A 26070-nucleotide genomic window follows, 5' to 3' on the forward strand; every position below is an offset into this window, starting at 1 on the left:
TAGGCTCAGGTGAGAAAGCGGTTTCCCGACGGTAGGAAGCAGGCAATGGGAAGCAGCCCATGAAGGAGCAACGGATGCACGTGGTCGTCACCGGTTCGTCGGGCCGCCTCGGGCGCAGTGTCGTCGCAGGTCTCCTGGAGCACGGCCACCGCGTCACGGGCCTCGACCGCGCTCCGGCCGGCCCCGGCCTGGCGGTAGATGCCCCCGCCATCTCGGTCACCGCCACCGCGCCAGCCCCCGCCACCTCGGCCCCCGCGACGAGCGCCCCCACCCACACCGAACACCACCTAGACCTCCGCGACGCCCCCGCCCTAGACGCCCTCCTCGCCGATCTCCGCCCCGACGCGATCGTGCACCTCGCCGCCATCGCCGTGCCCTTCAGCGCCCCCGAGCTCGAGATCCTCACCACGAACACCGCCCTCGCCTACACCGTCTGCGCCGCCGCCGATCACGCCGGCGTGCCCCGCACCCTCGTCGCCAGCAGCCCCACCGTGCTCGGATACTCCCACCCCGCCTGGCACCCCCGAACCCTCCCCCTCGACGAGGCCCACCCGGTCGAACCGTCCCACGCCTACGCCCTGTCGAAGGCCGTCCTCGAAGAAGAGGTGCGGATGTTCGCCCGAACCTCCCCGCACGTCTTCGGCTCCTTCCGCCCCTGCTACGTCATCTCGCCCGAAGAATGGGCCGGCGCCCCCACCCAGCAGGGCCACACCGTGCTCGACCGCCTGCGCGATCCGGCGCTGGCCGCGGTCAGCCTGTTCAACTACGTCGACGCCCGGGACGCCGCCGACTTCGTGCACGCCTGGCTCGCCGCCGACCCCGCCTCCATCGACGGCGAATGCTTCTTCGTGGGGGCCGCCGACGCCCTCGCGGTCGAACCGGTCGCGGCCCTCTGGCGTGAGCACGCCCCGGCCCTCGGTGAGGCGGCCGACGCCCTCGGCCCGGGCGCCCCCGTCTTCAGCATCGCCAAAGCAGAGCGGATGCTCGGCTGGCGCCCCACGCGCACCTGGCGCACCGAGCTCCCCACCTGGCCCGAAGCCCTGGCCCCCGAGACCGACCTGGCCCCCGACACCGCCCCGGCCGCCGATGCCGACCCGGCCCCCGACACCGCCCCGGCCGCCGATGCCGGGCCGACCACCGACACCGGCCCGGTGGCCGACACCACCCCGATGACCGATCAGAGAGCAGCGCGACCATGACCGATGGACTTCCCACCCCGCCCGCGCCCGCGCCGATCACCTTCGACGGCGTCCTCTTCTTCCCCGTCACCCCGTTCGGCACCGACGGCGGGGTCGACCACGGCCTGCTCGCCGAGCACGTCGCGAGCCGGCTGCCCCACGGCCCCGGCGCCGTGTTCCCGGCGTGCGGAACGGGCGAGTTCCACGCCCTCAGCGCCGCCGAGGTCGCCGAGGTCGTGCGCACCACGGTCGAGACCGTCGCCACCGCCGACCGCCGCGTGCCCGTGCTCGCCGGCGCCGGCGGCCCGCTCGGCCACGCGATCGAGAACGCCCGCAGCGCCGAGGCGGCGGGCGCGGACGGCCTGCTGCTGCTGCCTCCGTACCTCGTCTCGGGCACCACCGCCGGGCTCGTCGCCTACGTCGAGGCGGTGCTCGCCGCGACCAGCCTGCCGGTCGTGCTCTACCACCGGGGCACCGCCCGCTACACGCCGGACGCCGTGCGGCGCCTCGCCGCGCATCCGCAGATCATCGGCTTCAAGGACGGCACGGGCGACATCGGCGCCACGCAGGAGATCGTGCTGGCGGCCGCCGCGACGGGGCGCGAACTGCAGTTCTTCAACGGGCTGCTGACGGCCGAGCTGACGCAGGGGGCGTTCCGCGGGATCGGGGTGCCGCTGTACTCGTCGGCGGCGTTCGCGATGATCCCCGAGCTGGCGGTGCTGCACTATGCGGCCTACACGAGCGGCGACGAGGCGCTGCGGCTGCGGCTGCTCGAGCAGTTCTACGTGCCGCTGGTGCGCCTGCGCGACGAGACGCCCGGGTTCGGGGTGTCGCTGATCAAGGCGGGGCTGCGCATCCGGGGGCTGGCGGTGGGGTCGGTGCGGCCGCCGCTGGTCGACCCGACGGGCGAGCAGGAGTCGCGTCTGGCCGCGCTGCTCGACACGGGGCTGGCGCTGGCCGCCGAGCTGGCGCCGAGTGGTGAGACCGATCGCGCCGCACCCGCCGCACCGGCGACCGCCGGGTCGAGCACGCTCGCCGCACCCGCACCGCGATGACCGCGCGCATCGCCGGCCTCAGCACGCGTCTCATTCGCGTGCCGCTCCGGCGCCCCTGGGGCCCCGACGTCACGTCGATCTCGCTCGTCGAGACCGTCGTGCGCGACAGCGACGGGGCCGAGGGCTTCGGATTCTCGTGGACACCGTCCATCGGCGCCGAAGCCGCGCAAGCCCTGCTCGACCACGACATCACCCGCTTCGCCGTCGGCCGCGGCACCGGCCCCGAGGCGCTCTGGCCCGAGCTCTGGGCGCACCTGCACGAGGCCGGCTCGGGCGGACTCACCACCATCGCGATGGCCGGCCTCGACCTCGCCCTCTGGGACCTCGCCGGCCGCCGCGCCGACCGCTCGCTCACCGAGCTGCTGACGCAGGGCGCGGGCGGCGCGACCGCCCCGAAAGGCGCGACCGCAGCGTCCGGCCCGACCGGCCCAACCGGCCCGACCGGCCCGCCCGGCACCGACCCCGAGGTCTACGGCAGCGGCGTCAACCTGCACTACCCCCTGCCCGAGCTCGTGGCCCAGGCCGAGCGCTGGGTGGCGAGCGGCTTCGACGCCGTGAAGGTGAAGGTCGGCAGCCCCGAGCTCGCCGACGACGTCGCCCGCGTGCGCGCCGTGCGCGAGGTGATCGGCCCCGACCGCCGCCTGATGATCGACGCCAACCAGCGCTGGGATCTCGAGCACGCCGTCCGCGCCCTCGACACCCTCGCCGAGTTCGACCTGCGCTGGATCGAGGAGCCCCTCCGCGCCGACGACCTCCCCGCCCACGAGGCCCTCCGCGCCCGCACCGCCGTGCCGATCGCGCTCGGCGAGAACGTGCACACGCGCTACCGCGTCGAGGAGTTCCTGCGGGCCGGCGTCGTGGACGTGCTGCAGCCGAACGCCGTGCGCGTCGGCGGCGTCACTCCCTTCCAGCAGATCGCCGCCCTCGCCCGCGTGAACGGCGTCGAGGTCGCCCCGCACCTCCTGCTCGAACTCTCGGGCCAGCTCGCCGCCGCCTTCCCGCCCGCCGCCGCCCGCCCCCTCGTCGAAGCGGTCGAAGACGCGGGCTTCGCGTCCTTCGGCATCCTGGCGTCCCCCTCCCCCATCACCGTCGACGGCTCCCGAATGCACGTGACCGACCACCCCGGCCTGGGCCTCCGATTCGCCGCCCGACCCCTCGCCTCGACCCGAACGGACACCCCATGACCCCCGCCGCCGAGCGCATCACCTCCCCCGCCGCCGAGCGCACCACCTCCCCCGCCGAGCTCGACGCGATCGCCGAGCGGGCTCGCCGAGCATCCGCCGCCCTGGTCGGCACCCCCGCCGCCGCCCGCGCGCGCTGGCTGAGTGCCGCCGCCGACGACCTCGACGCCGCCGCCGACGAGCTGGTCGAGCTCGCCGACCGCGAGACCTCCCTCGGCCGCCCCCGCCTGCCCGGAGAACTCGCTCGCACCACCGCCCAGCTGCGCCTGTTCGCCGAGGCCATCCTCGAGGGCTCCTACATCGAGGCGACGATCGACCACGCCGACCCCGCCGCGGTGCCGCCGCACGGCGACCTCCGCCGGATGCTCCGCCCCCTCGGCCCCGTGGGCGTCTTCGGCGCGTCGAACTTCCCGTTCGCGTTCTCGATCGCCGGGGGCGACACCGCGTCGGCGCTGGCCGCCGGATGCCCGGTGATCGTGAAGGCGCACCCCGCGCATCCGCTGCTCTCGCACCGCACGGCCGAGATCGTGGACGCCGCCCTCACCGCCGCGAGAGCCCCGGCCGGCACCTTCGCGATGATCGAGGGCCGCGACGCCGGCACCGCGCTCGTGACCCACCCGGCCGTGCGCGCGATCGGCTTCACCGGGTCGCTGCACGGCGGCCGCGCGCTGTTCGATCTCGCGGCCGGCCGACCCGACCCGATCCCGTTCTACGGCGAGCTCAGCGCGCTGAACCCCGTGCTGATCACCTCCGCCGCCCTCGAGGCGCGCGCCGCCGAGCTCGCCGAGGGCCTCGTCGGCTCGTTCACCCTCGGTGCCGGGCAGTTCTGCACCAAGCCGGGCGTCGTGCTCGTGCCCCGCGCCTCGGGCTTCGCCGACCGGGTGGGCGCGGTGCTCGGCGCCGGGGCGAATGCGTCGGCCGACGCTTCCACGAGCGCAGGGCCCCGGATGCTCTCGGCCGCCATCGCCTCGGGCTACGGCGACGGTGTGCAGGCCCTCACCGCCCACCCGTCGGTGCGGGTCGTCGCGGGCGGGGCGGCGCAGGCGTCGGCGGCCGCGGCGGACGGCCGCGCATCCGTCGCCCTGTTCGAGACCGCCGCCGCGACCGTGCTCGCCGACCCCGACGCGCTGCTCGTCGAGTGCTTCGGCCCGGCGGCTCTGGTGATCGAGTACGACGACCGCGCGCAGGCGCTGGCCGTGCTCGGGGCGATCGGCGGGAGCCTCACGGCGACCCTGCACGCCGAGCCGGGCGAGCCGGTCGACGACGTCGTGGCCGCGATGACCGCGATCGCCGGGCGCGTGCTGTTCGCGGGCTGGCCGACGGGCGTTGCGGTGACGTGGTCGCAGCAGCACGGGGGGCCGTGGCCGGCGACGACGTCGATCCACACCTCGGTCGGGGTGACCGCGCTGCGCCGTTTCCTCCGGCCGGTCGCCTACCAGGACGCTCCCGACCCGCTGCTGCCGCCGGAGCTCCGCGAGGCGAACCCGCTCGGCATCCCGCGCCGCGTCGACGGGGCGCTGACGCTCGACTGACCCGCAGTGGGCGTCGGCCCTCGCCGGCTCGCGTCGGGCATCCGGCGCCTTCCGCCCGGCCGAGCACCGGCCTAGGGTTGCGGCATGGATGCGCGGCCGATCGACGTCGTCTTCGTCCGCGGTGCCGGCGAGGGCGCCTACGAAGCCGACGAGCTCCTCGCCGACAGCCTCGCCCGCCACCTCGGCCGCGGCTACGCGGTCACCATGCCCCGGCTGCCCGCTGACGACGACGACAGCGAGCCGGGCCACAGCGGCCCACTTCAGATCATCGCCGACGCCATCGCAGCCGCGCACCCGCCCGTCGTCCTCGTCGGCCATTCGGCGGGCGGCTACCTCCTGCTCGAGGCGCTCACCCGCCGAGCACCCGAAGAGGGAGACGGAGACGCGGACGGGCCACCCCGCGCATCCGTCGCCCTCATCGCGCTGATCGCCGCGCCCTACCCCGGCGCCGACCCCGACTGGACCTTCGACGGCTTCGACCTGCCCACCGACATCGCCGAGCGCCTGCCGCCCGGCGCCCCCGTGCTGCTCTATGCGAGCGAGGACGACGACATCGTCCCCTTCGCCCACCGCGACCTCTACGCGGCCGCGCTCCCCGGAGCGATCACGCGCACCACCACCGGCGGCCACCAGCTCGGCGACGACCTCTCGCTCGTGGCGGCCGACATCCGCACCCACGTCCCGCGCCGCCGCCCGACCCACCCCTCCCCGGGCCGCGTGCCGAGCTGAGCCGCATGCTGAGCGGAGCCGCCGCCGCGCATCCGCTCACCCGGCCGCGGACCTGGGCGGATGCCCGTGCCGGGGCACCTCGATCGAGACCAGATGGTCGACCACGGGCAGCGAGCGCGACAGGGCCCGGGCCGCGTCGCTCACCTCGGTGTCGTAGCCGGTGGTGCGCGAGCGGTGCTGGCTCAGGTGCTCGCGCCACGAGCCGACGGTGAAGGCCTCGACCAGGAAGCCCGGATGCTCGCGGTCGTCGTAGAGCGTCCAGGTGCGCGCTCCCGTGCGCCGCCGGCTCTGCTCGACCCGGCGCATCAGGTCGAGGAAGCGGGCGCGATCGGCGTCGGCTATCTCGTAGCGCACGATGACGAGGGTGCTGCCGTCGGGATCGAGTGCCGGGCGCGCATCCGGCCCCGCCGTGTCAGCATCGCCCGCGGCGCCGCCCGCCTCGTCAGGCCCCGGGAGCTCGACGGGCGGCACGTCGGTGAGCGGCATCGGTGCCAGCGCCCGGCTCTTGCCGCTGGTCGGCAGCAGCGGTCTCATCAGCAGCCAGAGAGCGGTCAGCAGCACCAGGCCACCCGCTCCCGCGACGGTGACGACCACCCCGATCGCCGTGCCGAGCGCCCCCGCGATCGTCGCCCCGAGCGCGGTGCCGCCGAAGAGCACCAGCTGGTAGACCGAGAGCCCGCGGGTGCGCACCCACGCCGGAAGGAACGACTGCACCGTGCCGTTCAGGGTCGCGATCACCCCGATCCAGGCGAGCCCGACGACGACGAGCACGGGCAGGGTGATCAGCAGCGAGTCCGACAGCGCGACCCCGGCGATCCCGAGCCCGTAGAGGGCGCTCGTCACGACGATCAACCGGCTCGTGCCCCACGCGTCGCGGAGCTTCGGGATGAGGAACGCCCCGCCGATCGATCCGACTCCGAGCGCGGCGAGCAGCAGGCCGTAGCCGTTCGAGTCGAGCCGCAGTCGCACGTCGGCCAGCACGGGCAGCAGGGCCCACAGGGCGTTCGCGGGCACGATGAACAGCAGCAGCTGCAGGTAGAGCCGCCGCACGACGCCGGCGTGAGCCACGTAGCGCAGGCCGGCACGCGTGGCGGCGACGAACGGCTCGCGGTCGGCTTTCGGAGGCGAGTAGCCGCGCCAGAGCAGCAGCACGAGCAGCAGCCCCGCGAAGCTCGCGGCGTTGAGCGCGAACACGAACGGGATGCCCAGCGAGGCGATCGTCAGCCCGGCGAGGGCCGGGCCGATCGCCCGCGCGACGTTCACCCCGATCGACGACAGCGACGCGGCATTCGCGATCAGCCGGGTCGGCACGATCTCGGGCACGATCGCCTGGTACGCCGGCAGCTGCACGGCCGACGCCGTGCCGAGCGCGAAGGTCAGCGCGAGCAGCAGCACGGGGGTCATCGCGCCCGCGGCGGTCAGCAGTGCCAGCGCGAGAGCGGTGAGAGCCTGGATGCTCTGCACGGCGATGAGCAGCAGCCGGCGGTTCGCGAACTCACCGAGAACTCCGGCGGGGATGCCGAACAGCAGCACCGGGGCGGCCGACGCCGTCGACACCAGCGCGATCACCGCGGGCGACGCGTGCTGCTCGACGAGGAACCACTGCGCGCCGACGGTCTGCATCCAGCCGCCGATGTTGCTGATCAGCCCCGCGATCCACAGCCAGCGGAAGATGCGGACGGCGAGCGGGGCCAGCGCCCCCACCCGGGCGGGCGGCGCGCCCACGGGCGGCGTGGCCGCGCCCGGAGACCGCGTCGGCGCCCCCACCGGCGACGTCAGCTGACGGCCGCGAAGGCGGTCTCGATGACCTCGACCACCTCGTCGGGCTTCGCGATCATCGCCAGGTGGGGCGCCGCGAGCTCGACGACCTCGCGCATGCCGGCGCGCTCGTAGCCGAAGCGCTCGACGTCGGGGTTGATCGTGTGGTCGTCGGCCGAGACGATGCCCCAGGCCGGTGTCGTCTTCCACGCGGCGACGGGGGCCGCGTCGCCGAAGGCCGCCGCGGCGAGCGGTCGCTGCGAGACGGCCAGCACCTGGGCGGTCTCGAGCGGAACCCCGCCCGCGAACACCGCGGGGAAGGCGTCGATCTTCACCGACACGTCGGTGCCCGGCTCGGCTCCGCCGCTCGGGAACGGCGTGTACACCAGGTTCTGCGCGAGGTCGGAGTCGGGGAACCGCCCCTGATCACGGCGCCGCCGTAGGAGTGACCGACGAGCAGCACCGGCCCGTCGATCTGCTCCACGAAGGCGCGGATGTACTCCGAGTCGCCGATCAGGCTGCGGTTCGGCACGCCGGGCACGAGCACGGCGCGGCCCTTGTCGAGCAGGCGCCGGGTCACCGGGGCCCAGCTGGCGGCGTCGGCGAAGGCGCCGTGCACGAGGACGATGGTGGGTTCGTTGGCCATGGATCAACCTCTTTCTGTCGCAGCGAATCTACGGATCGCCGACGTCGAGCGCCTGTCCCTGCCGTTACCACTCAGACGCGCCGCCGGGCCCCTCAGCCCAGCAGCCGCAGCTCCGGGATGCGCACCGGCTCCCCCGTCTCAAGCGACAGGTTCCCCGCGATCCCCACCGAGATCGCCTTGACCCCGTCGGCGAACCCGGCGACCCGGCCGAGCGGCTCGTCGACCGCCACCCGGTGGAAGAGGTGGTCGAGCAGGTACGCGTCCCCACCCCCGTGTCCACCGATGCCCTCGGGAATGGGCACGACCCGCGCGCTCTCCCAGTGCCGCTGCACGACGAGCCGCTCCGACTCGGGCCGCACGTCGCCGGCCGACTCCGACTGCCCCGGGTTGGCGCTCGGGTCGACGACCACTCGCCCGTCCTCCCCGATCAGCACCGCCCCGCGCTCGACCACCTCGAGCTCCGCCCGGCCCTCGGTGCCGCTGACCGAGACCCGGTAGCCCTCCCAGGGCGAGTGCGCGTTCAGCGAGTAGCTCAGGGTGGCGCCGGAGTCGTAGTCGACCAGGGCGGCGAGGTTGTCCTCGATCGTGATGCCCGGGTCGAAGACGTCGCGGTCGCGCAGGTACCCGTCGTGGTGCTCGTTGTCGAGGTAGAGCTCCTTCATGCGCGCATCCGCCCCGAGGTCGAGCGCGAAGGGGTCGCCCGTGACGCCGGTTCCGCGCGACGGCCGCGCCCCGAGCCCTCGCGCCTCGGCGTTCGCCGCCCCGTAGAAGCGCAGCCCGCCGCTCGCGAACACCCGCACCGGGGTGGCCGCGATCCACCAGTTCACCAGGTCGAAGTGGTGCGAGGCCTTGTGCACGAAGAGCCCCCCGCTGTTGCGCTTGTCGCGGTGCCAGCGGCGGAAGTAGTCGGCCCCGTGCACCGTGTCGAGCGCCCACTCGAAGTGCACCGCGGTCACCTGTCCGATCGTGCCGTCGGCGATCACCGAGCGCAGGGCGCTGTTGCGCGGCGAATAGCGGTAGTTGAAGGTCGTGATGACCTCCCGGCCGGTCGACTCGATCGCGGCCGCGATGCGGCGCACGCTCTCGACGTCGATCGTCAGCGGCTTCTCGACCACCACGTCGGCCCCCGCCTCGAGGGCGCGCACCACGAAGTCGGCGTGGGTGAAGTCGGGGGTGGTGATGATCACCCGGTCGATGCGCTCGTCCACGATCATCCGCTCGAGCTGGTCGGGCGTGTAGCGCTTCGGTGCCCGGATGCCCGCCGCCGTCACCTGGCGCTCGTAGACGTCGAGGCGGCCGGGGTTGACGTCGCTCCAGGCCACCAGTTCGGCGACGTCGGCGTGCACGCCGGTCAGCCCGCGCACGTAGAGGTCGGCCCGTCCGCCCGTGCCGATGAGTGCGTACCGTTCGGTCTGGGCCATGGGAGCTGTTCCTGGTTCTGGCGCCTGCGCGCCGTCGCGATCGAGAAAGCGCTTGCCGAGCGTCCAGCGGTCGACCCGGTCGAGAGCACGGATGCAGCGAGAAAGCGCTATCCCAAGTTGTACCAGGGGCGCGCTGAGAGGGCAAACATCCCGAACCGGGCGGCGCGGTCGCGATAGCATCGGGAACGCTCGGGCAACGACCCGCCCGGGTCATCCGGCACCGGAGGAACGCATGACCGGGAACACCCCCGACGGCCCCACCGCACCCTCGCTCGACGCGGGCTCGCGGCGCAGTTCGCCCGCGACTCTCGAAGACGTCGCCCGCGCGGCCGGAGTCTCGCTCGCGACCGCCTCCCGCTCGCTGAACGGCAGCAGCCGCACGGTGAACGCCGCCTACCGCAGCAAGGTGCTCGACGCCGCGGCGCGGCTGAACTACTCCCCCAACCTCTCGGCCCAGGCGGTCGCGCGGGGCAGCACCATGACCGTCGCCCTCGTGGTCGCCGACATCACCGACCCCTACTTCTCGTCGATCGCGGCCGGGGTGGTCGCCGAGGCCGACCAGGGGCGGCTGATCGTGACGATGGCCGCGACCGAGCGCGACTCCGAGCGGGAGCTCGAGATCGTGCGCACCCTGCGCGGACAGCGACCGAAGGTGATCATTCTGGCCGGGTCGCGGCGCGAGGGCGACCCCTCGGAGGAGGCGCTCCGTCGCGAACTCGAGGACTACGAGCGGGCCGGCGGCCGCGTGGTGCTGATCAGCCGGAACGAGCTCGGTTTCCGCACGGTGCAGATCGACAACGCCTCCGGGGCCGCCGACCTCGCGACCGCACTGGTCGGGCTCGGCTACCGCCGCTTCTCGGTGCTCACCGGAAACCGCGAGCTGAAGACGGCCGCCGACCGGCTCGACGGGTTCACGTCGGGGCTGGAGCGGGCGGGCATCCGCGTCGAGGCCGACCGGGTGGTGCAGAGCGCCTTCACCCGGGACGGCGGCTACGAGGGCATGCGCTCGTTGATCGCCGCGGGCGTGCAGGCCGACGAGGTGGTGTTCGCGGTGAACGACGTGATGGCGGTCGGCGCCCTGTCGGCGCTGCGGGATGCGGGCCTCACCCCCGGCGCCGATGTGGCGGTCGCGGGGTTCGACGACATCCCCACGGTGCAGGACGTGTGGCCGACGCTGACGACGGTGAACGTGCCGCTCGTCGAGGTGGGGCGGGCCGCGCTGCGGCTGGCGCTCGAGGAGACGGACGCCTCCGTGTCGGCCGACTCGGACGCGTCCACCGCGCCCGGGTCTCCGGTGGCGACCTCGGTGGTGGTGCGGGACAGCACGCCGCGCCGCGCGTAGAGGTCACCTCGCGGGGCCGTGCGGCCGCGCATCCGCCCCCTCACCTGCCCGGTCACCTGCCCGCAGGCAGCACAACCGACCCTCCCTACGCTGACTGCACCCGGTGCAGCTCCGCGTACCGGCCGCCCGCCGCGAGCAGCTGCTCGTGCGACCCCACCTCCACGATGCGCCCGTGCTCGAGCACCACGATCCGATCGGCCGAGCGGATGGTCGACAGCCGGTGCGCCACCACCAGCGTCGTGCGCCCGCGCATCAGCCGGGCGAGCGCCTCCTTCACGGCAGCCTCCGACTCGGGGTCGAGCGCGCTCGTCGCCTCGTCGAGCAGCAGCACGCGCGGATCGCGCACCAGCGCCCGCGCGATCGCGATGCGCTGCCGCTGCCCGCCGGAGAGCCGGGCGCCGCGCTCACCGACGATGGTGTCCCAGCCCGCCGGCTGTGAGGCCACGATCTCGAGCGCGTTCGCGTCGCGCAGCGCCGCGAGTACTGTCTCGTCAGGCACCTTCCCCAGCCCGTAGGCCACGTTCTCCCGGATCGACCCCTCGAACAGCACCGACTCCTGGGGCACCACCGACACGAACCGCCGGAAGGATCGCAGGTCGAGCGTCTCCATGTCGACCCCGTCGAGCAGCACCCGCCCCGACCCCGGCCGAAGGAATCCGAGCACGAGGTTCAGCATCGTCGACTTGCCCGACCCGCTCGACCCGACGAACGCGATGGTCTCCCCCGGATGCACGTGCAGTGCGATCCCGCTCAGCGAATCGGTCTCGGCGCCGGGGTACCGGAACGACACGTAGCGCAGCTCGAGCTCGCCCGCGACCGTCTCGACCGGGGCCTTGCCCTCGTTCTGCTCGAGGTCGGGATCCTGCAGCACCTCCGCCATCGATCGGATCGACTCGGTGCCGCGCGCCACGATCGGCAGCAGCATCAGGAGGTTCGTCATGCTGCTCGTCAGCAGCGCGAAGTACGAGCTCAGCAGCACCACCTGGCCGGCCGTGATCGGCAGCCAGCCGCTGATCGACACCCACGCCGCGAGCACCAGGCAGCCCACCCCGAGCAGCTGCAGGCTCACCCACGACAGCGACGCGAACCGCCCGTTCAGCAGGTCGAGGCTGAACCCCGCGGTGCGCACACCTTCGGCGCCGTCGGCGACCCGGCGAACGGCGGTGCCCTCGACGCCGTGCGCCCGCGTGATCGGCATCAGGGTCGCCATCTCGCCGACCCGCGACGAGAAGTGCTCCATCTCGCGCCGGAACGTCTCGTTGCGCCGCGCCGAGCGCTTGCCCAGCACGTACCGCAGCATCACCGCGATCGGGATCGTGAGCGCGTAGACCGGCAGGAACGCCGGCACGTTGATCGCGGTCATCGTCACGGCGCCGGCGAGCACCATCACCGACGAGAGCAGCGGATGCGCGGTCTGCTGCAGCATCAGCTCGACGTTCTCGACGTCCCGCACCACCTTGGTCTGCACCACCGACGAGCTGGCCCGCGAGTGGAACCCGATCGACAGGTTCTGCAGACGCGACGCGAGCCCGTTGCGCAGGTCGGCGCCGATCTGACGCACGGCGGTCATGAACAGCTTCGTGTACATCACGTGATTCGGATAGTTCTGCAGCAGCGCCGCGAGGGCGACCGCCGTCCAGATGGCCAGCGAGCTCACCGGGCCGCCGTCGACGACGATGTCGATGACCGCGCCGGTGATGACGGGCAGGAGCCAGAGCGGGATGTCCTTCAGCACGAAGAAGAACACCGCGACGACGACCTTGCGGCGGTGCATCCCGAGCAGACGAAGCACGGTGCGGCCCGGATGCGCGCCGTCGACGACACCCTCGATACCCTGACCGGTAAGCGCTTTCTTGCTCATGGCCTCATCCTCCCATCAGCCGCCCGACCGGCGCACCCCCGGACTGCGCCAAACCTCCGCGCGACCACCCCTCCAGAGGAACAGGTCCCGCGGAGGCCTGGCGTTGTCCGCGCAGTCGGGCCGCTACTCGCAGCCGCCGCCGCTACTTGCAGCTCAGCGCCGCGTACGGCACCGAGTAGCTCGAGTGGTACCCGACGCCGTCGACGAAGGAGTACGCCGTGACGCTCGCCGTGCCGGCCGCGATCGCCGCCGCGCCCGAGCCCACCAGCGAGTAGGCCGCCTTGCCTGCCGCCACCGCCGTGACCTTCTTGTCGGTGCCGAGCGCCGAAAGCCGCACGTCGGCCGGACGCCCGGAGTCGTTGTAGGCGTACACGGCCACGTGCGCGGTGCCGTTCACGCACTGCGACTTGGCGTTCGCGGCGAGGCGCACCGGCTGGGATCCGGTCACCACCGCGGTGGCGGACGGCGCCGAGGCCGCCGACGGGCCGGCGTCGCCGACCGCCACGACCTTGGCCGTGTACGAGCCGGCCGGAACCGTGGCCAGGGCGAAGGAGGCTCGCAGAGCATCCGCCCCCACCGTGGTCTCGAGCGGATCGCCGCCGCCCACCGGGGTCAGCGTGACCCGGTAGCCCGTGATCGCAGAGGTGCCGGGCGAGGCCGGTGCCTTCCAGGTCACGTTCACGCCGGCGCTGTCGACGCCGATGCCCGGAGCTGCGACCGGCAGGGGCGGGGCCGCGAGTGGCACGTCGGCGAACGACATGTCGGAGGCGAGGTAGAACGAGGTGTAGCTCGGCTGGTTGTAGGTGGTGTTCTGCCGGGCGACCTCGACCCGGTACTGCGGGTCGTGCATCAGCGTGTAGAGCTTGTGCGTCGTCACCTCGGTGCTGACGTGGATGTTCAGCGCACTCGAGTCAGCCGATCGCAGGACGAGCTCCTCGCGCCAGTCGCCGAGCACGTCGGCCACGAGGTTCGCGGTGCCCTTGGTGCCGTTGTTCGTTCGCTCACCGGTGCCGGTGAGGAGGCGTCCGCGGGTCCAGTCCTCGATCGTCGGGGTCACGTCGCCGGCCCCGTTCAGGATCTGCGTCGTGAGGTCGCCCGACCAGCGGATCGACTGGTTCGTGCCCGGGATCGCCGCGCCGAGGCTCTCGCCCGACGCCGAGCGGAGGCGGGTGGCCCAGGTCTCGAGGCCCGGCGTGTTCGGGTCGATGTCGCCGACCATGCCGCGTCCGGTGTCCTTGCCGCTGTACTCGCCGTAGATGAGCTCGCCGGTGGCGGCGTCGCGCAGCGCGTAGCCGAGGGGGGCGTAGGTCGCTCCCTCGTGCACGGTGAAGATCTCGAGCCCGGGTCGCGCCGGGTCGATGTCGGCCACGTGCATGGCGTCGCCGTGGCCGAGCTTGGCCTCGGTGCCCGGCGCCGCACTCCCCTCGGGCAACGTGTCGTAGGAGCTGTAGAGCAGGCTGCCGTCGTCGTCGATCGTGGCCGAGCCGTAGACGATCTCCTGCCGGCCGTCGCCGTCGACGTCCGCCGCGCTGAGCGAGTGGAAGCCCTGCGTGGTCAGCCGGCCCCACTCCTCGCTCGTGCCCTCGCGGCCGTGCGGCGAGTCGTTGAAGGGGTTCGTCATCGGGGTGAAGCCGCTGTCGACGAGGAAGCGCTGCGAGAGGTTCTCGCCGTCCCAGTCCCAGGCCGCGACGGTCGTGCGGGTGTAGTAGCCGCGCGCGAACACGGCAGAGGGGTGCTCGCCGTCGAGATACGCGACCCCCGCCAGGAAGCGGTCCACCCGGTTGCCGGGCTCGATCCGCGCCATGGCGTAGTCGCCCCAGAGCAAGCCGTCGTCGGTGCGACCGGGCTCGTACGGGATGGTCTGCAGCTCGGCACCGGTGGCTCCGTCGAAGACCGTGAGGTACTCGGGGCCATCGAGGATGAAGCCCTCGAAGTTGCGCAGCGCGTTGCGGGCGCTGCGGGAGGGGGCGTAGACGTCGAGGAAGTGGTCGACGAGCTCACGCGCATCCGCCTCACTGAGCGGGTACTGGTGCGTGACCGGGATGCCGAACGCCTCTTCGAGCGTCGCCGGCCAGGTGCCGTCGACGACCTCGGGGCGGGTCGACCAGCCCCGGAAGACCTCGACGAGGTGGTCGGCGTAGTCGGCCGCGCTGAGGCGGTAGTCGTCGTCGTTGCTGACGCCGGCGGCGATGTCGGCCTCGGGGAGGGTGACGAAGGCGTCGTTCGTGACTTCTCCGTCGGCGCCGAAGCCCGTCGACTTCGTGCCGGGGGCGGTCTTCGTCATGAGCTCGGCGCGGCCGTCGCCGTCGAAGTCGTAGACCATGAACTGCGTGTAGTGGGCACCGGCGCGGATGTTCACACCCAGGTCGATGCGGTTGAGAAGGGTGCCGTCGAGCTCGTAGGTGTCGAGGAAGACGGTGCCCGTGTAGCCGACCTGGGAGACGTCCTTGGAATTGGAAGGCTCCCATTTCACGATGAACTCGTAGGCGCCGTCGCCGTCGACGTCGGCGACCGAGGTGTCGCTGGCCGAGTAGGTGTAGGCCTCGTCGGCGGGGGTGACGCCGTCGGCGGGTTTGGTGAGCGGGATGCTCGCGACGGCGTCGCCCGCCTTGCCGGCCTCTCCGGCGTCTCGGCTCGTCAGCGTGGTGGCCTTCTCGCTCTGGGGGCCCTCGTGGCCGCCGAGCACTGGGGCGACGGTGTAGGCGCTGGCCGCGGTTCCGTCGGGGTCGCGGAGGTTGGTGCTGTCGGTGACGTCGGCGATCTTGGTGCCGTCGCGGTAGACGGCGAAGTCGGCGCCGGTGAGGCCGGTCTCGCTCGCGCCGTAGGCTTCGCTCTTCAGGAGGCGCCAGCTGAGGAAGACGCCGTCGGTCGTGGGGGCGGCGACGAGGCCGCGGTCGAGCGCCTCGAGGCGCGGGGTGGCGAGGGCTGTGGATGCTCCGACCTCCGCTCCCGCTCCTGTCTCGGCCGCGGCGGTAGCCGGCGTCGCGGCGGCGGCCGGCGTCGCGGCGAACGCGGCCGGCGCGGCGGTGAGTGCGAGCGCGGCGGCGGTCACTCCGACCAGGCCCGCTCGGCTCGCGCGTTTGAATCGATTCATCATTGAACCCCAATCACCGGAAAGCCCTTTCCCGATTGCGGGCCAAACTACCACCCCCGTTCGGGGGAGGTCAACGGGTCGACGCCCCGGCCGTCATCCAGCCGCCCTGCCACTCACCGCGACGACGCTCGCGATCCCACCCGCCCCGCGATGGTGGCCACGCCGAGCAGCACCCCGTTCCACACCGCGGCCCCGACCAGCGCCGCCACCGGCAGGATGACGATCCCGTACTGCTGCTCACTCCACAGCACCGACAGCGCGAGCACCGCGAACCCCCACGTCCCGAGCCCCGCCAGCACCCGAGCGGCCACCGCCACGACGGCCCCACCGCGCAGACCACCCAGGCCGCCACCCCGGCTCCCCCGCCGAGCATCCCGCACCGCGACCCACAGCGTCGCGCCACCCACGAGCACCAGCACGACGGGAACGACGAACAGCACCACGGCAGCTCCGGACATGGCGCGAGCCTATCCGTCTCGCGCTCGCCGCCCACACCGGCTTGCCCGCCCCTTCCGAGCTCCGGCGTTCTGGCTGCAGCCGGCCGAGGCGCCCGAGCCGGCGGGTCGCGAGGGCACCGCGGTCACGATCAGCGTGGCGGATGCCGGCGGCCTCGATCGGCTCCGTAACCGAACTCGGCTGGGTTCAGCCGCCGAGCCCCCATTTTGCTGCCAGGCCGAGCCCGATCACGATCGCCCCTATCGCGCCGGCGATCCAACCGAGCGCCCGGCGGGATGTGCGATTCATCGGCGATCATCCGGCCGGATGAAAGCCAGGGTCTCGTCGAGGCCGCAGACGGCGATGCCGGGGTTCCCGAGCGCGGTGGCCATGCCTCCACGGTACGAGCAGCCGAGCACGAGCGCCAGCTCTCCGCACGGCCGGCGAAGAGACCGACGTCGTCAGCCGAGGTTGATCGCGATCAGGAGGCCGACGAAGCAGAGCGTGACGAAGCCCACGATGAGGATCGTGCCGAGGCTCCACGTCGTGCGCAAGGTACCGCGCTGCGTCGCCAGGCGACGCGCCGACCCGTCGGCGCTCCCGTCGGCCCGCGGTACCGGCTCGCCGCGGGCGGCCCGGTCGTCGCGCCACCGCGCCCAGCGGTCGATGCGGTCGTCGAGCGCGTCGACGGCTGCGGCGAGCGCCTGCCAGCGCTCGGCGCTGTCGGTGACGAGGTCGCGGGCACTGATCAGATAGAGCCAGTCGTCGACGATCTCGACGTCGAGGCCGCGCAGGTGATCGACGAGCCGGCCCATCACGTCGGGCGTGAACAGGTAGAGCGCGTCACGCTCGTAGCCCTCCGGGCAGTAGAGCCGGAAGTACCGGTCGAAGTCCCCCTCGAGCGACAGCACCTGCGAATCCGGCAGCGCCGCCGAGGTGTGCAGCGGCCGGCGCGGCCCGTCGAGTGAGCGCAGCAGGATGTTCGGCAGGGCCACCGGCAGCCGCAACGCGCAGTACCCGCCGAACTGGGGCGACGTGTTGCTCATCGTCGAGTTGAGCAGCTCGTAGTTCGCGAACTCGACCCCCCGAGCATCCGGAGACCGGAGCACGCGGTAGAGGTTGAGGGCGCCCCGCAGCCGCAGTGGAGCACCCGGGGCGGCGCTCGTGGGCCCGGGGCTGTAGCTCAGCCCGTTCGCCGCGGCGAAGCCCATCAGTCTGTGGTGCACGCGCGGCCGGGGGCGACGTCGCCGCAGGCGCAGCCACGCCCATCCGCAGACCACGCCGGCCAGCAGCAGCAGGCCGCCCAGCACGCTCTGCACCACCACCGCCTGCACGACGTCGGGCCCGCCATCGTCGAGGGTCGCCCAGACGATCAACGCGAAGGCCAGGAGCGCGATCGGTGCGGTGAACGTCGCGAACCCCAGGACGAGTCGCCGAAACGCGCCCGCGAGGTCACGCGCCTCGGGATGCGCGGCGACGAGGGCGCGCCAGGAGCGGCGGACCTCGCGGCGGTGCACGGGTGCCGTGAGTGCAGTCGTGTCGATCGGTCTGCGCAGCGCCTGCACGGTGTGTCGCCCCCCTCGTTCGGGCGCGGATGCGCGCCCAGACGATCCTGGCCCGGACGCCGGGGGCTCGCCAGGCCGCGGCACGGTCATCCGCCCGCCGGGATGAACAGGGGGTCGGACGCCAGGGCTCGGAAGCCCTGCAGGGCGGCGGGCGATGAGCGGATGCGCCAGTCCCGCTCCTTGTCGACGTCGAACCAGACCAGCGCCCGGATGTCGGGGAATCGCGTGGTGAGCGTCGGCACGATGTCGCGGATCCATCCGGCCTTGCTGCCGCCCGTCTCGGCTGAGGCCGTCTCGCCGATGATGACGGGTTTGCCGATCGTATGGAGGTCGTCGTAGACCGAATCGACGACGCTCTCGAAGCTCTGCCACTCGAAGTCGGGGTCGGAGGTGCCCCAGTTGTAGCCGTCGATGCCCGTCCAGTCGACGTAGTCGTCGCCCGGGTAGTACTCGAGGGCTGCCGGCGCGCCGGCGCTGTCGACGTTGTTCGGTGCCCAGACCCAGACCACCCGGTCTCCCGCCTCGGCCGACACGAGATCGTGCACGTGCCGGTAGGCCGCGACGTAGAGCGCGGGGTCATGGCCACCCCAGCCCTCCTCCTCGTTCATCTCGGCGGCGAAGTCGACGAACACCGGGGCGTCGAGCGCCGCCGCCTCACGTCCGCGCTGGGTGAGCAGGGCGTCGTACCGGCCGGCGACGATGTCGGCGAACTCCACGTCGAAGGGCTCCCAATTCACCAGCGACACCTGCCCCCGCGCGGTGTCGCGGGCGAGCACGGGGTCGGTCGCCCAGCCGTCCTGCCATCCGACATAGGTGAGATGGATGCTCGGGGTCAGGCCGATGGCGTCGTCAGTGCCGTCTGGGCTGCCGTCGCCGTAGTACATGCCGAGCAGCACGCCCTCGTCGGGCACGAGGGGCACGCCCGGGAACGCCGTCATGGCGTCGGCCGACGCAGCCTCGGGTACCGGAGCGACCGGTGCCTCCGCCTCCGGCGCCGCCGAGCATCCGGACAGGCCGAGGAGCACAGCGGCGATCGCCGCGACCACTGCTAGCCGTGCTCGCATTGCCCTCCCTCCTCCGTTCAGGTCGCCGCTCGTTACCGGCGAAACGAACGCTAGCGGACGGCACCGACAACGGCCCTCCGGCGCGGTGCACTCAGCGCCAGTGAGCCAGTTCCGTGGCCAGGAGGGCGCGCGCCCGCGCGATCATTCCGCGCACCGTGGAGGGCGGGAGGGTGAGGCGGCGGGCGATCTCGTCGTAGCTCAGCTCGTCGAGCTGGCGGAGGTGCCAGCAGCGCCGTTGGGCATCCGGCATCGTGTCGAGCACCCGTTGAAGATCGGCCGCCAGGCAGGAGCGGCGCGCACCGTCGTCGGGATCGGGCTGGTCGGCGGTGAGCATCCGCTGGTCGTCGAGTTCGCCGCCCCGGGTGCGCACGGCCGCCGAGCGGAGGCGGTCGTAGCTGCGGCGACGGGCGGTGGTGACGAGCCAGCCGGCGATGGAATCGCCGTCGATGACGCTGTCGGCGTGGGTCCAGGCGGCGAGGAAGGTCTCCTGCACCACGTCATCGATGTCATCCGTGCTGCCGAGGGTGCGGTACGCGATCTGGCGGAGGAGGCCCGAGTAGCGCTGGACGATCTGCGCGAAGGCCCGGTCGTCGCCGGACGCGGCCCGCACCACGAGCACGCGGTCGGAGTCCCAGGAGAGCTCGTCCAGCGGATTCGACGGAGCGATCGACGCGGGACGGGTGAGGCTGGGGACACTGGTGGCACTGGTTCTGGGCGGCATGCGGACTCCGGAGGATTATTCAATACGTGTGCATGATTCGGCGCGGGTCGGCTGTGCGCTTGGATCGGGCGCACCCCCAGTTGAGGGGACGGGCGCGCTGAGGTGGCACTGCCTCGGCCCCATGGACGCGCCTCGGCTGCCGGAGTAACCTCGCCCGCATGTGCAGGAACATCCGGGTGCTCCACAACTTCGAGCCAGCGACGACCGACGACGAGGTGCGGGAGGCCGCCCTGCAGTTCGTGCGGAAGGTGAGCGGGTCGACGCATCCCTCGCGAGCGAACAGCGCGGCCTTCGACCGGGCCATCGATGAGATCGCGGCCGCCACCCGGCGCATGCTCGACGAGCTCGTGACGAATGCGCCGCCGAAGAATCGCGAAGACCAGGCCATCAAGGGCCGGGAACGGCACGAGAAGCGGATGGAGCGGGAGGTGCGGATCCGCACGGCGGCCGTGTGAGGCGGGATGCGGCGGTGGGCGGCGTGAGGCTGTCGACGCCGCGACCGCTTGGTCAGCCGCTTGGCGGCGTGATCGCGGGGCGCGCTCGACGGAGTACCTAGCAGCGCCGCAGATGGCGCGGCCGATCAGCCACCCGGCGGCGCCGCACGGCGCGCTGGATCGGCCTCGCGGCGGCGCCGCACAGCGCGCGCCCGATCAGAACGGCGGGCGGTCGGGAAGGTGAATCGGCGGTGCAGGGCGGGCCGGAGCACCCGGCGGCGAGGCCGTCGACGGCGACGTAGCGGGCGGCGACGTCAAGGACGGAGACGACGGCCATGACGATGGCACCGCCGCCGCCGGCGACTGCACCTGAGGAGCACCCCGCAGCGGGCCCGCCTGACCGTGACCCGCGCCCCGATCGGGCGGGCGGGTCGTGTGCCGAGCACCCGAGGGCGACGTCCAGTGCAGTGCCCGACCTTCGCCTGCCTGCACCGTCCAGTCGGTCTGGTGCTTCACGGTGTGGTGCCGGCGGCAGAGGGCGGCGAGGTTGTCGAGGCCGGTCTCTCCGCCGTGGGCCCAGTCGGAGGTGTGATCGAGGTCGCAGCGATCGGCACGGCGCACGCAGCCCGGGAAACGGCACGTCTCGTCGTCGAGCACCACCGCAGCTCGCAAGTCGGCGGGCACCTTGTAGCGGTCGCGGCCGACCGAGAGCCGCCGGCCCGTGATGGGGTCGGTCAGGATGCGCAGGAACGACGTCGCCCCGGCGGCCATTCGGCGGGCGGTCTCGAGATCGATCGGGCCGTAGCCGACCAGTTCGACGGGGTCGACCGCCCCTGCCCCACGATCGAGCAGCGCCATGACCGGCACGGTGAGGTTGATGTTCGCCGTGATGCCACGCGCCCGGGCGGAGGTGTCGCCGTCGCGGTGGAGCAGCAGCTCGACGAGGCCGTCGGCCCGCAGTTGCGCGTGCGTGCGCGTCTCCTCGGGTGAGCGCAGAGCCCGCCCCAGCTGGTCGAGCGTGTCGTCGATGGCGTAGGCGGCCACGGCCGGCAGGTGGCAGACGAGCGTCGCCATGCCGTCGCGCTCCTTCTCGAGCCACACCGCCCGCTCCTCGCGCGCTTCGCGGTGGCGGGCGTCGATGGATTCGGGGTGCATCCGCTCTCTCACCAGACGCGCGTGCGACGCCAGCTGCGAGGGGGTCTGCGAATCGGCCTTGTCGAGCGCGGCGGACTCGAACTCGCCCCGCGCGCTTTCGGGCAGCGTGCGGGCCTGGCGCACCACCGCCTGGGCATGCGGGTAGTCGATGTCGCCGTTCGCCAGCAGCGCGAGCGTCGACGGCAGCGAGTCGCTCAGCGTCTCGGCCTCGTCGATGCGGCGAGCCGCCGTCGCCTCGGGGACGCGCAAGGTCGTGGCGACCTCGGTCACCAGTGACCGCCGCGCGTGCTCGAGGGAGCTGCCCGGCAGCCCCGCCAGGAGGTTCGCCTTGCGGGCAGCCGCGGCCAGCACCCGGACAGCCTTCGCCTCGAGCCTCGCCTGTTCGCGCCGGATCACCGCCACCTCATCGGCATCAGCCCCGATTCCCCGCAACAACGCCTCCCGCAGGTCGGCGGGAGAGCGCGCCTCAGACGAGGCGGAAGCGAAGGCGACGGAATGGTTCATGAGCTTGTCTCAATCTTACTGCGTGGTCGTCACTGAATCAATCGATCGAGCCGATCAAATCGCCGTTTTCGAAGACCCGGCCATGACCATCGAGGGCAAGCGCGGAGCGCGCGGCAGCCCCCTCGCACCACCGCTGAACGTCAGAACCCGACAGGGCTGCCGCGCGCTTCGCGCTTGCCGATGACACCTGTGGTCGGCTCATGCAGACCCGCACTCCGATGGCCGAGGAGGTCTGCGCTGCGACTCCTCGAGACGGGCCGTTGTCGCATCGGTCGACACCTCGTCCAAAGGGGTGGAAACGGAGGGCGCCGAGTGGCTAGAGTTCGGGCATGACGAGCCCCGGTCCGCTGAGCCCCGGTCGCTATCGCGCGACCCTCATCCTGGGCCTCGTGCTCTCCGTCGCCTGTGTGGTGATCGGCGTGGTCACCCTGGTGCTGAACACGAATCCGCTGTTCGGGTGGTTCTTCCTGATCGTCGGGGTCGTGGTGCTGGTGCTGTCGATCGTGCAGCTGTACCGCTCGAACAGGTCCTGACCCGCGCCCGTTCGCCGGCCAGGCAGGCGGGCGGATGCGCGGGGCCGACTCAGCCGGTCGGATGCGCGGGGCCGACTCAGCCGGTCGATGCGCTCGATCCGCTCGATGCGGTCGATGTTGCCGTGCATCCCACCAGCACGCCGCCCGCCCGTGGGCAACAAAAAAGGCCCGGAGGACCGGGCCGGATCTTGCTGGGGTACCTGGACTCGAACCAAGAACAACTGAACCAGAATCAGCCGTGTTGCCAATTACACCATACCCCAATGGCCTTCACCGGAGTTCGGGCCGTCGTCTACCCTAGCCTATCTGCGGCGCGCTGCCAAAAGCGCTCACAGCGGCGCGATCACCGCACTCCGCACGTGCTCGTAGACGACCGAGGTGCGCACGTCCGCCACCTCGGGCCGCTCCGTCAGCCGATCGATCACGAAGCCGTACAGCGCCTCGTTGTCGGGCACCGCGACGTGCACCAGGAAGTCCTCCGAGCCCGACGTCACGAACACCCCGATGGTCTCGGGCAGCTCGCTCACCCACGACCGGAACCCCTCGATGTTCTTCCGCGACGGCGGCCGGATGCGCACCGCAATCATCGCCTGCACCCCGCGCCCGAGGCTGCCGAGGTCGACGGTGACGGTCGATCCGGTGAGCACACCGCGGTCGCGCAGGGCCCGCACGCGGTCGAGCGCGGTGGTGGGCGCGACCCCGACCGAGGCGGCGAGGTCGCGATTGGTGCGCCGTGCATCCGTCTGCAGTTCGCGCAGGATGGCCGTGTCGAGTGCGTCCAGCGAGGCCATCCGGCCCTCCTCTCCGTTCGATGTACGGTTCGATAGCGAGAGTGTCGTGCGGATGCATACTATCTCCGCATCCGGTCGTACGGGCCGGCAGTCGAAGAGAGAGCACGAATGCCCGCGACCCCCGCGTTCCGCCCCGAGGAGATCCTCACCCACGAGTCCACCCGGTCGGCGCGGCTGAAGTGGGTGGTGGTCGTTGACACGGCCCTCGAGCCCGGACGACTGGCCAACGCCGTGGCCTGCGTCGCCGCCGCCACCGGTGACGCCGTGCGGGGGCTGCAGGGGCCGGGTGGCGCGGATGCGGGTGGGGCCGAGCATCCGGGGCTCGCCTGGGCCGGCTGCACCGTGCTCGGCGCCGGGGCCGAGCAGCTCGCGAACGTGCGGGCCAAGGCCGTGGCTGCCGCGGAGTCGGCGGAGACCGACGACGAGGCCGTGTGGATCGCCGACATGCCGCTCGCGGCGCAGACCACCCGCGTCTACGACGAGTACCTCGCCGAGCTTGCGCGCACGGCGCCCGATCAGCTGCAGTCGCTGGCGCTCAGCATCGTGGGGCCGCGGGCGACCGTCGACCGCATCGTGAAGAAGCTCAGACTGCTCTGAGCGTCGGCCCGCCAGGGTCAGGCGCTGAGCGCGATTTCGTGGTCGGTGCCCGCGGTGCCGGCGGCGCGGACGTGGGCGTCCTGGAGGATCCAGGCGAGCGCCGAGCCGTGCCGCGGGTCGAAGTGCGCCGATCGGTGCCAGGCGTTGACGAAGACGTCGAGGCAGACGGCCTCCGCCTGCTGCGGGTCGGCCACGAACTGCCGGATGAACCCCAGCACCCTCGGCGCCGTGCGGTCGTACAGCTCGGCGAACGCGTCCGTGTCCCCGTCGGCCGTCCGGGCGAGCAGCGTCTCCAGCGGGCTGCTCTGCTCGGGGCTTCGGTGCGGGATCACACTTCACTCTGACATGACCGAGGAATCCATGCTCGCGTATCGACCTGCGCCCAGCCGGGATTCGCTCAGCGGCACCGCACCGCCTCGAGCCCGACGGTAGGCTCGCCCGCATGGACGCTCCCCCGCTCGTGGTGAAGGTCTGCGGTCTCCGCACCGAGGCCGCGATCGACACCGCGGTGGCCGCGGGCGCCGACGCCGTGGGCTTCGTGATCGCCGCCGGCAGCCCGCGCCACCTCGACGGGGACACCGCCCGCCGGCTCGTCGAGCACACCGCGGGACGGGCGACCACCGTGCTGGTGACGAAGGGCATCTCGCCCGAAAAGGCCGCGGAGGCAGCTCACGCGGCCGGGGTCGACGTGCTGCAGGTGCACGGGTTCGACCGGCGGGAGGTGGGGCGGGCATCCGCTCTGTTCGCCCGAGTGTGGCGGGCGACGTCGCTCGACGCGGACGACCTCGGGTCGTGGGGCGAGGAGCTGCTGCTGATCGACTCGCCACGGCCCGGGTCGGGCGAGCGCTGGGATCTCGGTGCGCTGCGCGAGCGCCGCCCGGAGGGCCCCTGGCTGCTGGCGGGCGGGCTCGACCCCTCGAACGTCGCCCAGGCCGTCGCCGAGGCCGCGCCCGACGGCGTGGACGTCTCGAGCGGTGTCGAGTCGGCGCCCGGCGTGAAGGACCACGCGCTGATCGAGCGCTTCGTCGCCGAAGCCCGGTCCGCCTCGACGGTGCGATGAGCGCGGTCGCAAGCGTCGACGAGTTCGTCGCCGCACTCGAACCGGAGCAGCGCGCTCAGGTGCTCGAGCTGCGGCGGGTCATTCTCGCGCTGCCGGTCGAGCTCGGCGAGCACATCAAGTGGAACTCGCCCAGTTACGTGCACGGCGGGGTGGACCGCCTAACGATGAACGTGCGCAACCGGGAGGGCGCTCTGCAGCTCATCCTCCACTTCGGTGCGGGGCGGCCCGAAGTGAAGGGGGCGCCACCCGTCCTGACCGACGCGACCGGGCTCGTGCGCTGGCTGTCCGACATCCGCGGGGTGGTCACCGTGCCGCCGGGCTCCGCGGTGCGCGAGCTCGAGCCGGCGCTGACGTCGGTACTGACCTCCTGGCTGCAGATCGGCTGACGCGAGGGAACCAGAGCGCGCCGCCGGAACCCCCCGGCTTCCGACGTCGGTCGCAGAGTGGGCGGTGCAGAACTGAACAGCTGTCGGAACATCCGGAATCGCGCTCTCACGGGCCATTTCGCGGCGTTATGGTTGACCCACTCTTCACCCCTCGGAGAGAAGGAACACCGAACGCGGAGGACGATCATGCCGTTTGTGACCACGGACGATGGCGCAGAAATCTACTACAAGGACTGGGGCCCCAAGGACGCCCAGCCGATCATGTTCCACCACGGATGGCCGCTGTCGTCCGACGACTGGGACGCCCAGATGCTCTACTTCCTCGACCAGGGCTTCCGCGTGATCGCCAGCGACCGCCGCGGTCACGGCCGCTCGTCGCAGATCGGCACCGGTCACGACATGGACCACTACGCCAGCGACGCCTCGGCGGTCGTCGAGCACCTCGACCTGCGGAACGCCATCCACATCGGTCACTCGACCGGTGGCGGCCAGGTCGCACGTTACGTCGCGAAGTACGGCGAGCCCCAGGGCCGCGTCGCCAAGGCCGTGCTCGTCTCCTCCGTGCCGCCGCTGATGGTGCAGACCGACGCCAACCCCGAGGGCACCCCGATCTCGGTGTTCGACGGCTTCCGCAGCGCTCTCGCCGCGAACCGTGCCGAGTTCTTCCAGGCGGTCGCCTCCGGCCCGTTCTACGGCTTCAACCGTCCGGGCGTCGAGCTGTCCGAGCCGGTCGTCGCCAACTGGTGGCGCCAGGGCATGACCGGCAGCGCGCTGGCTCACTACCTCGGCATCAAGGCGTTCTCCGAGACCGACCAGACCGAGGACCTCAAGGCCATCTCCGTGCCCGTGCTCGTCACCCAGGGCGACGACGACCAGGTCGTCCCCTACAAGGACGCGTCGCTGAAGCAGCACGAGCTGCTGCAGAACTCGACCCTGAAGATCTACGAGGGCTACCCGCACGGCATGCTGACGACCCACGCCGACGTGATCAACCCCGACCTGCTGGCCTTCATCAAGTCCTAGCGGCT

At 72.5% G+C, this 26070-nt stretch carries 23 protein-coding genes, 1 tRNA gene and 1 pseudogene; 12 read left to right on the forward strand and 13 right to left on the reverse strand.

From position 1 onward, the window contains the following. Nucleotides 1–74: 74 nt before the first annotated feature. From NVV95_RS17095 to NVV95_RS17115, 5 genes are all read left to right on the forward strand, one after another. Entirely contained in the window at nt 75–1199 is a 1125-nt protein-coding gene (locus NVV95_RS17095; RefSeq protein ID WP_259487766.1) for an NAD-dependent epimerase/dehydratase family protein, read from the forward strand. Nucleotides 1200–1234: 35 nt separating this feature from the next. Beyond that, nucleotides 1235–2233, forward strand: a complete 999-nt coding sequence (locus NVV95_RS17100; protein WP_259487823.1) for a 5-dehydro-4-deoxyglucarate dehydratase — start codon at nt 1235–1237, stop codon at nt 2231–2233. Beyond that, on the forward strand, nt 2230–3417 hold the full coding sequence (locus NVV95_RS17105; protein ID WP_259487767.1) for a mandelate racemase/muconate lactonizing enzyme family protein: 1188 nt from the start codon (nt 2230–2232) through the stop codon (nt 3415–3417). The genes NVV95_RS17100 and NVV95_RS17105 overlap by 4 nt, the downstream gene beginning before the upstream one ends. Continuing rightward, nucleotides 3414–4946: an aldehyde dehydrogenase family protein gene (locus tag NVV95_RS17110; protein WP_259487768.1), complete on the forward strand. Its 1533-nt coding sequence runs from the start codon at nt 3414–3416 to the stop codon at nt 4944–4946. The genes NVV95_RS17105 and NVV95_RS17110 overlap by 4 nt, the downstream gene beginning before the upstream one ends. 84 nt (nt 4947–5030) lie before the next feature. Continuing rightward, complete coding sequence (locus NVV95_RS17115) at nt 5031–5675, forward strand: alpha/beta fold hydrolase (RefSeq protein ID WP_259487769.1); 645 nt, start codon at nt 5031–5033, stop codon at nt 5673–5675. Nucleotides 5676–5711: 36 nt separating this feature from the next. Here NVV95_RS17115 and NVV95_RS17120 read toward each other — a convergent pair whose 3' ends face one another. From NVV95_RS17120 to NVV95_RS17135, 3 genes and pseudogenes are all read right to left on the reverse strand, one after another. Beyond that, a complete protein-coding gene (locus NVV95_RS17120) occupies nt 5712–7400 on the reverse strand; it encodes an MFS transporter (RefSeq protein ID WP_259487770.1) in 1689 nt (562 codons plus the stop codon). 50 nt (nt 7401–7450) lie between these two features. Further along, nucleotides 7451–8079: pseudogene (locus NVV95_RS18495) on the reverse strand (alpha/beta fold hydrolase). A 92-nt stretch (nt 8080–8171) separates the two neighbouring features. After that, entirely contained in the window at nt 8172–9500 is a 1329-nt protein-coding gene (locus NVV95_RS17135; RefSeq protein WP_259487773.1) for a Gfo/Idh/MocA family protein, read from the reverse strand. 232 nt (nt 9501–9732) lie between these two features. Between NVV95_RS17135 and NVV95_RS17140 the strand changes: the two genes are divergently transcribed. Beyond that, the gene (locus NVV95_RS17140) at nt 9733–10842 is read left to right on the forward strand and encodes a LacI family DNA-binding transcriptional regulator (protein ID WP_259487774.1); all 1110 of its coding nucleotides are present in this window, start codon (nt 9733–9735) and stop codon (nt 10840–10842) included. An 85-nt stretch (nt 10843–10927) separates the two neighbouring features. Here the strand turns inward: NVV95_RS17140 and NVV95_RS17145 are convergent, their stop codons facing one another. From NVV95_RS17145 to NVV95_RS17170, 6 genes are all read right to left on the reverse strand, one after another. Beyond that, on the reverse strand, nt 10928–12703 hold the full coding sequence (locus NVV95_RS17145) for an ABC transporter ATP-binding protein (protein ID WP_259487775.1): 1776 nt from the start codon (nt 12701–12703) through the stop codon (nt 10928–10930). A gap of 142 nt (nt 12704–12845) precedes the next feature. Continuing rightward, nucleotides 12846–15800, reverse strand: coding sequence for a rhamnogalacturonan lyase family protein (locus NVV95_RS17150; RefSeq protein ID WP_375163858.1), 2955 nt, complete (start codon nt 15798–15800; stop codon nt 12846–12848). A 110-nt stretch (nt 15801–15910) separates the two neighbouring features. Next, on the reverse strand, nt 15911–16255 hold the full coding sequence (locus tag NVV95_RS17155; protein ID WP_259487776.1) for a hypothetical protein: 345 nt from the start codon (nt 16253–16255) through the stop codon (nt 15911–15913). A gap of 438 nt (nt 16256–16693) precedes the next feature. After that, entirely contained in the window at nt 16694–17797 is a 1104-nt protein-coding gene (locus tag NVV95_RS17160) for a hypothetical protein (protein WP_259487777.1), read from the reverse strand. Nucleotides 17798–17883: 86 nt separating this feature from the next. Further along, on the reverse strand, nt 17884–18861 hold the full coding sequence (locus NVV95_RS17165; RefSeq protein WP_259487778.1) for a glycoside hydrolase family 26 protein: 978 nt from the start codon (nt 18859–18861) through the stop codon (nt 17884–17886). Between the two features lie 91 nt (nt 18862–18952). Continuing rightward, the gene (locus NVV95_RS17170; protein ID WP_259487779.1) at nt 18953–19582 is read right to left on the reverse strand and encodes an RNA polymerase sigma factor; all 630 of its coding nucleotides are present in this window, start codon (nt 19580–19582) and stop codon (nt 18953–18955) included. A 158-nt stretch (nt 19583–19740) separates the two neighbouring features. On the opposite strand from NVV95_RS17170, the gene NVV95_RS17175 reads away from it, so the two are divergent. Beyond that, complete coding sequence (locus NVV95_RS17175; protein WP_259487780.1) at nt 19741–20037, forward strand: DUF2277 domain-containing protein; 297 nt, start codon at nt 19741–19743, stop codon at nt 20035–20037. A gap of 195 nt (nt 20038–20232) precedes the next feature. On the opposite strand, the gene NVV95_RS17180 is transcribed toward NVV95_RS17175, so the two are convergent. Further along, nucleotides 20233–21567: an HNH endonuclease signature motif containing protein gene (locus tag NVV95_RS17180; RefSeq protein ID WP_259487781.1), complete on the reverse strand. Its 1335-nt coding sequence runs from the start codon at nt 21565–21567 to the stop codon at nt 20233–20235. A gap of 437 nt (nt 21568–22004) precedes the next feature. Here NVV95_RS17180 and NVV95_RS17185 point away from each other — a divergent pair, with 437 nt between their 5' ends. Then, the gene (locus NVV95_RS17185) at nt 22005–22208 is read left to right on the forward strand and encodes a hypothetical protein (RefSeq protein ID WP_259487782.1); all 204 of its coding nucleotides are present in this window, start codon (nt 22005–22007) and stop codon (nt 22206–22208) included. A 191-nt stretch (nt 22209–22399) separates the two neighbouring features. On the opposite strand, the gene NVV95_RS17190 is transcribed toward NVV95_RS17185, so the two are convergent. Both NVV95_RS17190 and NVV95_RS17195 read right to left on the reverse strand, forming a co-directional pair. Next, nucleotides 22400–22471, reverse strand: a tRNA-Gln gene (locus tag NVV95_RS17190). A 66-nt stretch (nt 22472–22537) separates the two neighbouring features. Beyond that, nucleotides 22538–22999: an Lrp/AsnC family transcriptional regulator gene (locus NVV95_RS17195; protein WP_259487783.1), complete on the reverse strand. Its 462-nt coding sequence runs from the start codon at nt 22997–22999 to the stop codon at nt 22538–22540. Nucleotides 23000–23107: 108 nt separating this feature from the next. Here NVV95_RS17195 and NVV95_RS17200 point away from each other — a divergent pair, with 108 nt between their 5' ends. Then, the gene (locus tag NVV95_RS17200; RefSeq protein ID WP_259487784.1) at nt 23108–23596 is read left to right on the forward strand and encodes a DUF2000 family protein; all 489 of its coding nucleotides are present in this window, start codon (nt 23108–23110) and stop codon (nt 23594–23596) included. Between the two features lie 17 nt (nt 23597–23613). On the opposite strand, the gene NVV95_RS17205 is transcribed toward NVV95_RS17200, so the two are convergent. Continuing rightward, a complete protein-coding gene (locus NVV95_RS17205) occupies nt 23614–23928 on the reverse strand; it encodes a sigma factor (RefSeq protein ID WP_259487785.1) in 315 nt (104 codons plus the stop codon). Nucleotides 23929–24038: 110 nt separating this feature from the next. Between NVV95_RS17205 and NVV95_RS17210 the strand changes: the two genes are divergently transcribed. The 3 genes from NVV95_RS17210 (at nt 24039) to NVV95_RS17220 (ending at nt 26065) form a co-directional block, all read left to right on the forward strand. Beyond that, nucleotides 24039–24656: a phosphoribosylanthranilate isomerase gene (locus NVV95_RS17210; RefSeq protein ID WP_259487786.1), complete on the forward strand. Its 618-nt coding sequence runs from the start codon at nt 24039–24041 to the stop codon at nt 24654–24656. Continuing rightward, nucleotides 24653–25042, forward strand: coding sequence for a DUF1801 domain-containing protein (locus NVV95_RS17215; protein ID WP_259487787.1), 390 nt, complete (start codon nt 24653–24655; stop codon nt 25040–25042). Before NVV95_RS17210 ends, NVV95_RS17215 begins: the two co-directional genes overlap by 4 nt. Before the next feature lie 186 nt (nt 25043–25228). Beyond that, a complete protein-coding gene (locus NVV95_RS17220; RefSeq protein ID WP_259487788.1) occupies nt 25229–26065 on the forward strand; it encodes an alpha/beta fold hydrolase in 837 nt (278 codons plus the stop codon). The last annotated feature ends 5 nt before the right edge of the window (nt 26066–26070 follow it).

This window comes from Herbiconiux gentiana, assembly GCF_024978135.1.
Lineage (GTDB): Bacteria > Actinomycetota > Actinomycetes > Actinomycetales > Microbacteriaceae > Herbiconiux > Herbiconiux gentiana.

Bases quoted from the DNA above. Each gene is read 5' to 3' on its own strand.
- NVV95_RS17095 (WP_259487766.1), top strand. From the start codon at position 75: ATGCACGTGGTCGTCACCGGTTCGTCGGGCCGCCTCGGGCGCAGTGTC.
- NVV95_RS17105 (WP_259487767.1), top strand. From the start codon at position 2,230: ATGACCGCGCGCATCGCCGGCCTCAGCACGCGTCTCATTCGCGTGCCG.
- NVV95_RS17110 (WP_259487768.1), top strand. From the start codon at position 3,414: ATGACCCCCGCCGCCGAGCGCATCACCTCCCCCGCCGCCGAGCGCACC.
- NVV95_RS17115 (WP_259487769.1), top strand. From the start codon at position 5,031: ATGGATGCGCGGCCGATCGACGTCGTCTTCGTCCGCGGTGCCGGCGAG.
- NVV95_RS17135 (WP_259487773.1), bottom strand. From the start codon at position 9,500: ATGGCCCAGACCGAACGGTACGCACTCATCGGCACGGGCGGACGGGCC.
- NVV95_RS17140 (WP_259487774.1), top strand. From the start codon at position 9,733: ATGACCGGGAACACCCCCGACGGCCCCACCGCACCCTCGCTCGACGCG.
- NVV95_RS17145 (WP_259487775.1), bottom strand. From the start codon at position 12,703: ATGAGCAAGAAAGCGCTTACCGGTCAGGGTATCGAGGGTGTCGTCGAC.
- NVV95_RS17150 (WP_375163858.1), bottom strand. From the start codon at position 15,800: ATGATGAATCGATTCAAACGCGCGAGCCGAGCGGGCCTGGTCGGAGTG.
- NVV95_RS17155 (WP_259487776.1), bottom strand. From the start codon at position 16,255: ATGTCCGGAGCTGCCGTGGTGCTGTTCGTCGTTCCCGTCGTGCTGGTG.
- NVV95_RS17165 (WP_259487778.1), bottom strand. From the start codon at position 18,861: ATGCGAGCACGGCTAGCAGTGGTCGCGGCGATCGCCGCTGTGCTCCTC.
- NVV95_RS17170 (WP_259487779.1), bottom strand. From the start codon at position 19,582: ATGCCGCCCAGAACCAGTGCCACCAGTGTCCCCAGCCTCACCCGTCCC.
- NVV95_RS17175 (WP_259487780.1), top strand. From the start codon at position 19,741: ATGTGCAGGAACATCCGGGTGCTCCACAACTTCGAGCCAGCGACGACC.
- NVV95_RS17185 (WP_259487782.1), top strand. From the start codon at position 22,005: ATGACGAGCCCCGGTCCGCTGAGCCCCGGTCGCTATCGCGCGACCCTC.
- NVV95_RS17195 (WP_259487783.1), bottom strand. From the start codon at position 22,999: ATGGCCTCGCTGGACGCACTCGACACGGCCATCCTGCGCGAACTGCAG.
- NVV95_RS17200 (WP_259487784.1), top strand. From the start codon at position 23,108: ATGCCCGCGACCCCCGCGTTCCGCCCCGAGGAGATCCTCACCCACGAG.
- NVV95_RS17210 (WP_259487786.1), top strand. From the start codon at position 24,039: ATGGACGCTCCCCCGCTCGTGGTGAAGGTCTGCGGTCTCCGCACCGAG.
- NVV95_RS17215 (WP_259487787.1), top strand. From the start codon at position 24,653: ATGAGCGCGGTCGCAAGCGTCGACGAGTTCGTCGCCGCACTCGAACCG.
- NVV95_RS17220 (WP_259487788.1), top strand. From the start codon at position 25,229: ATGCCGTTTGTGACCACGGACGATGGCGCAGAAATCTACTACAAGGAC.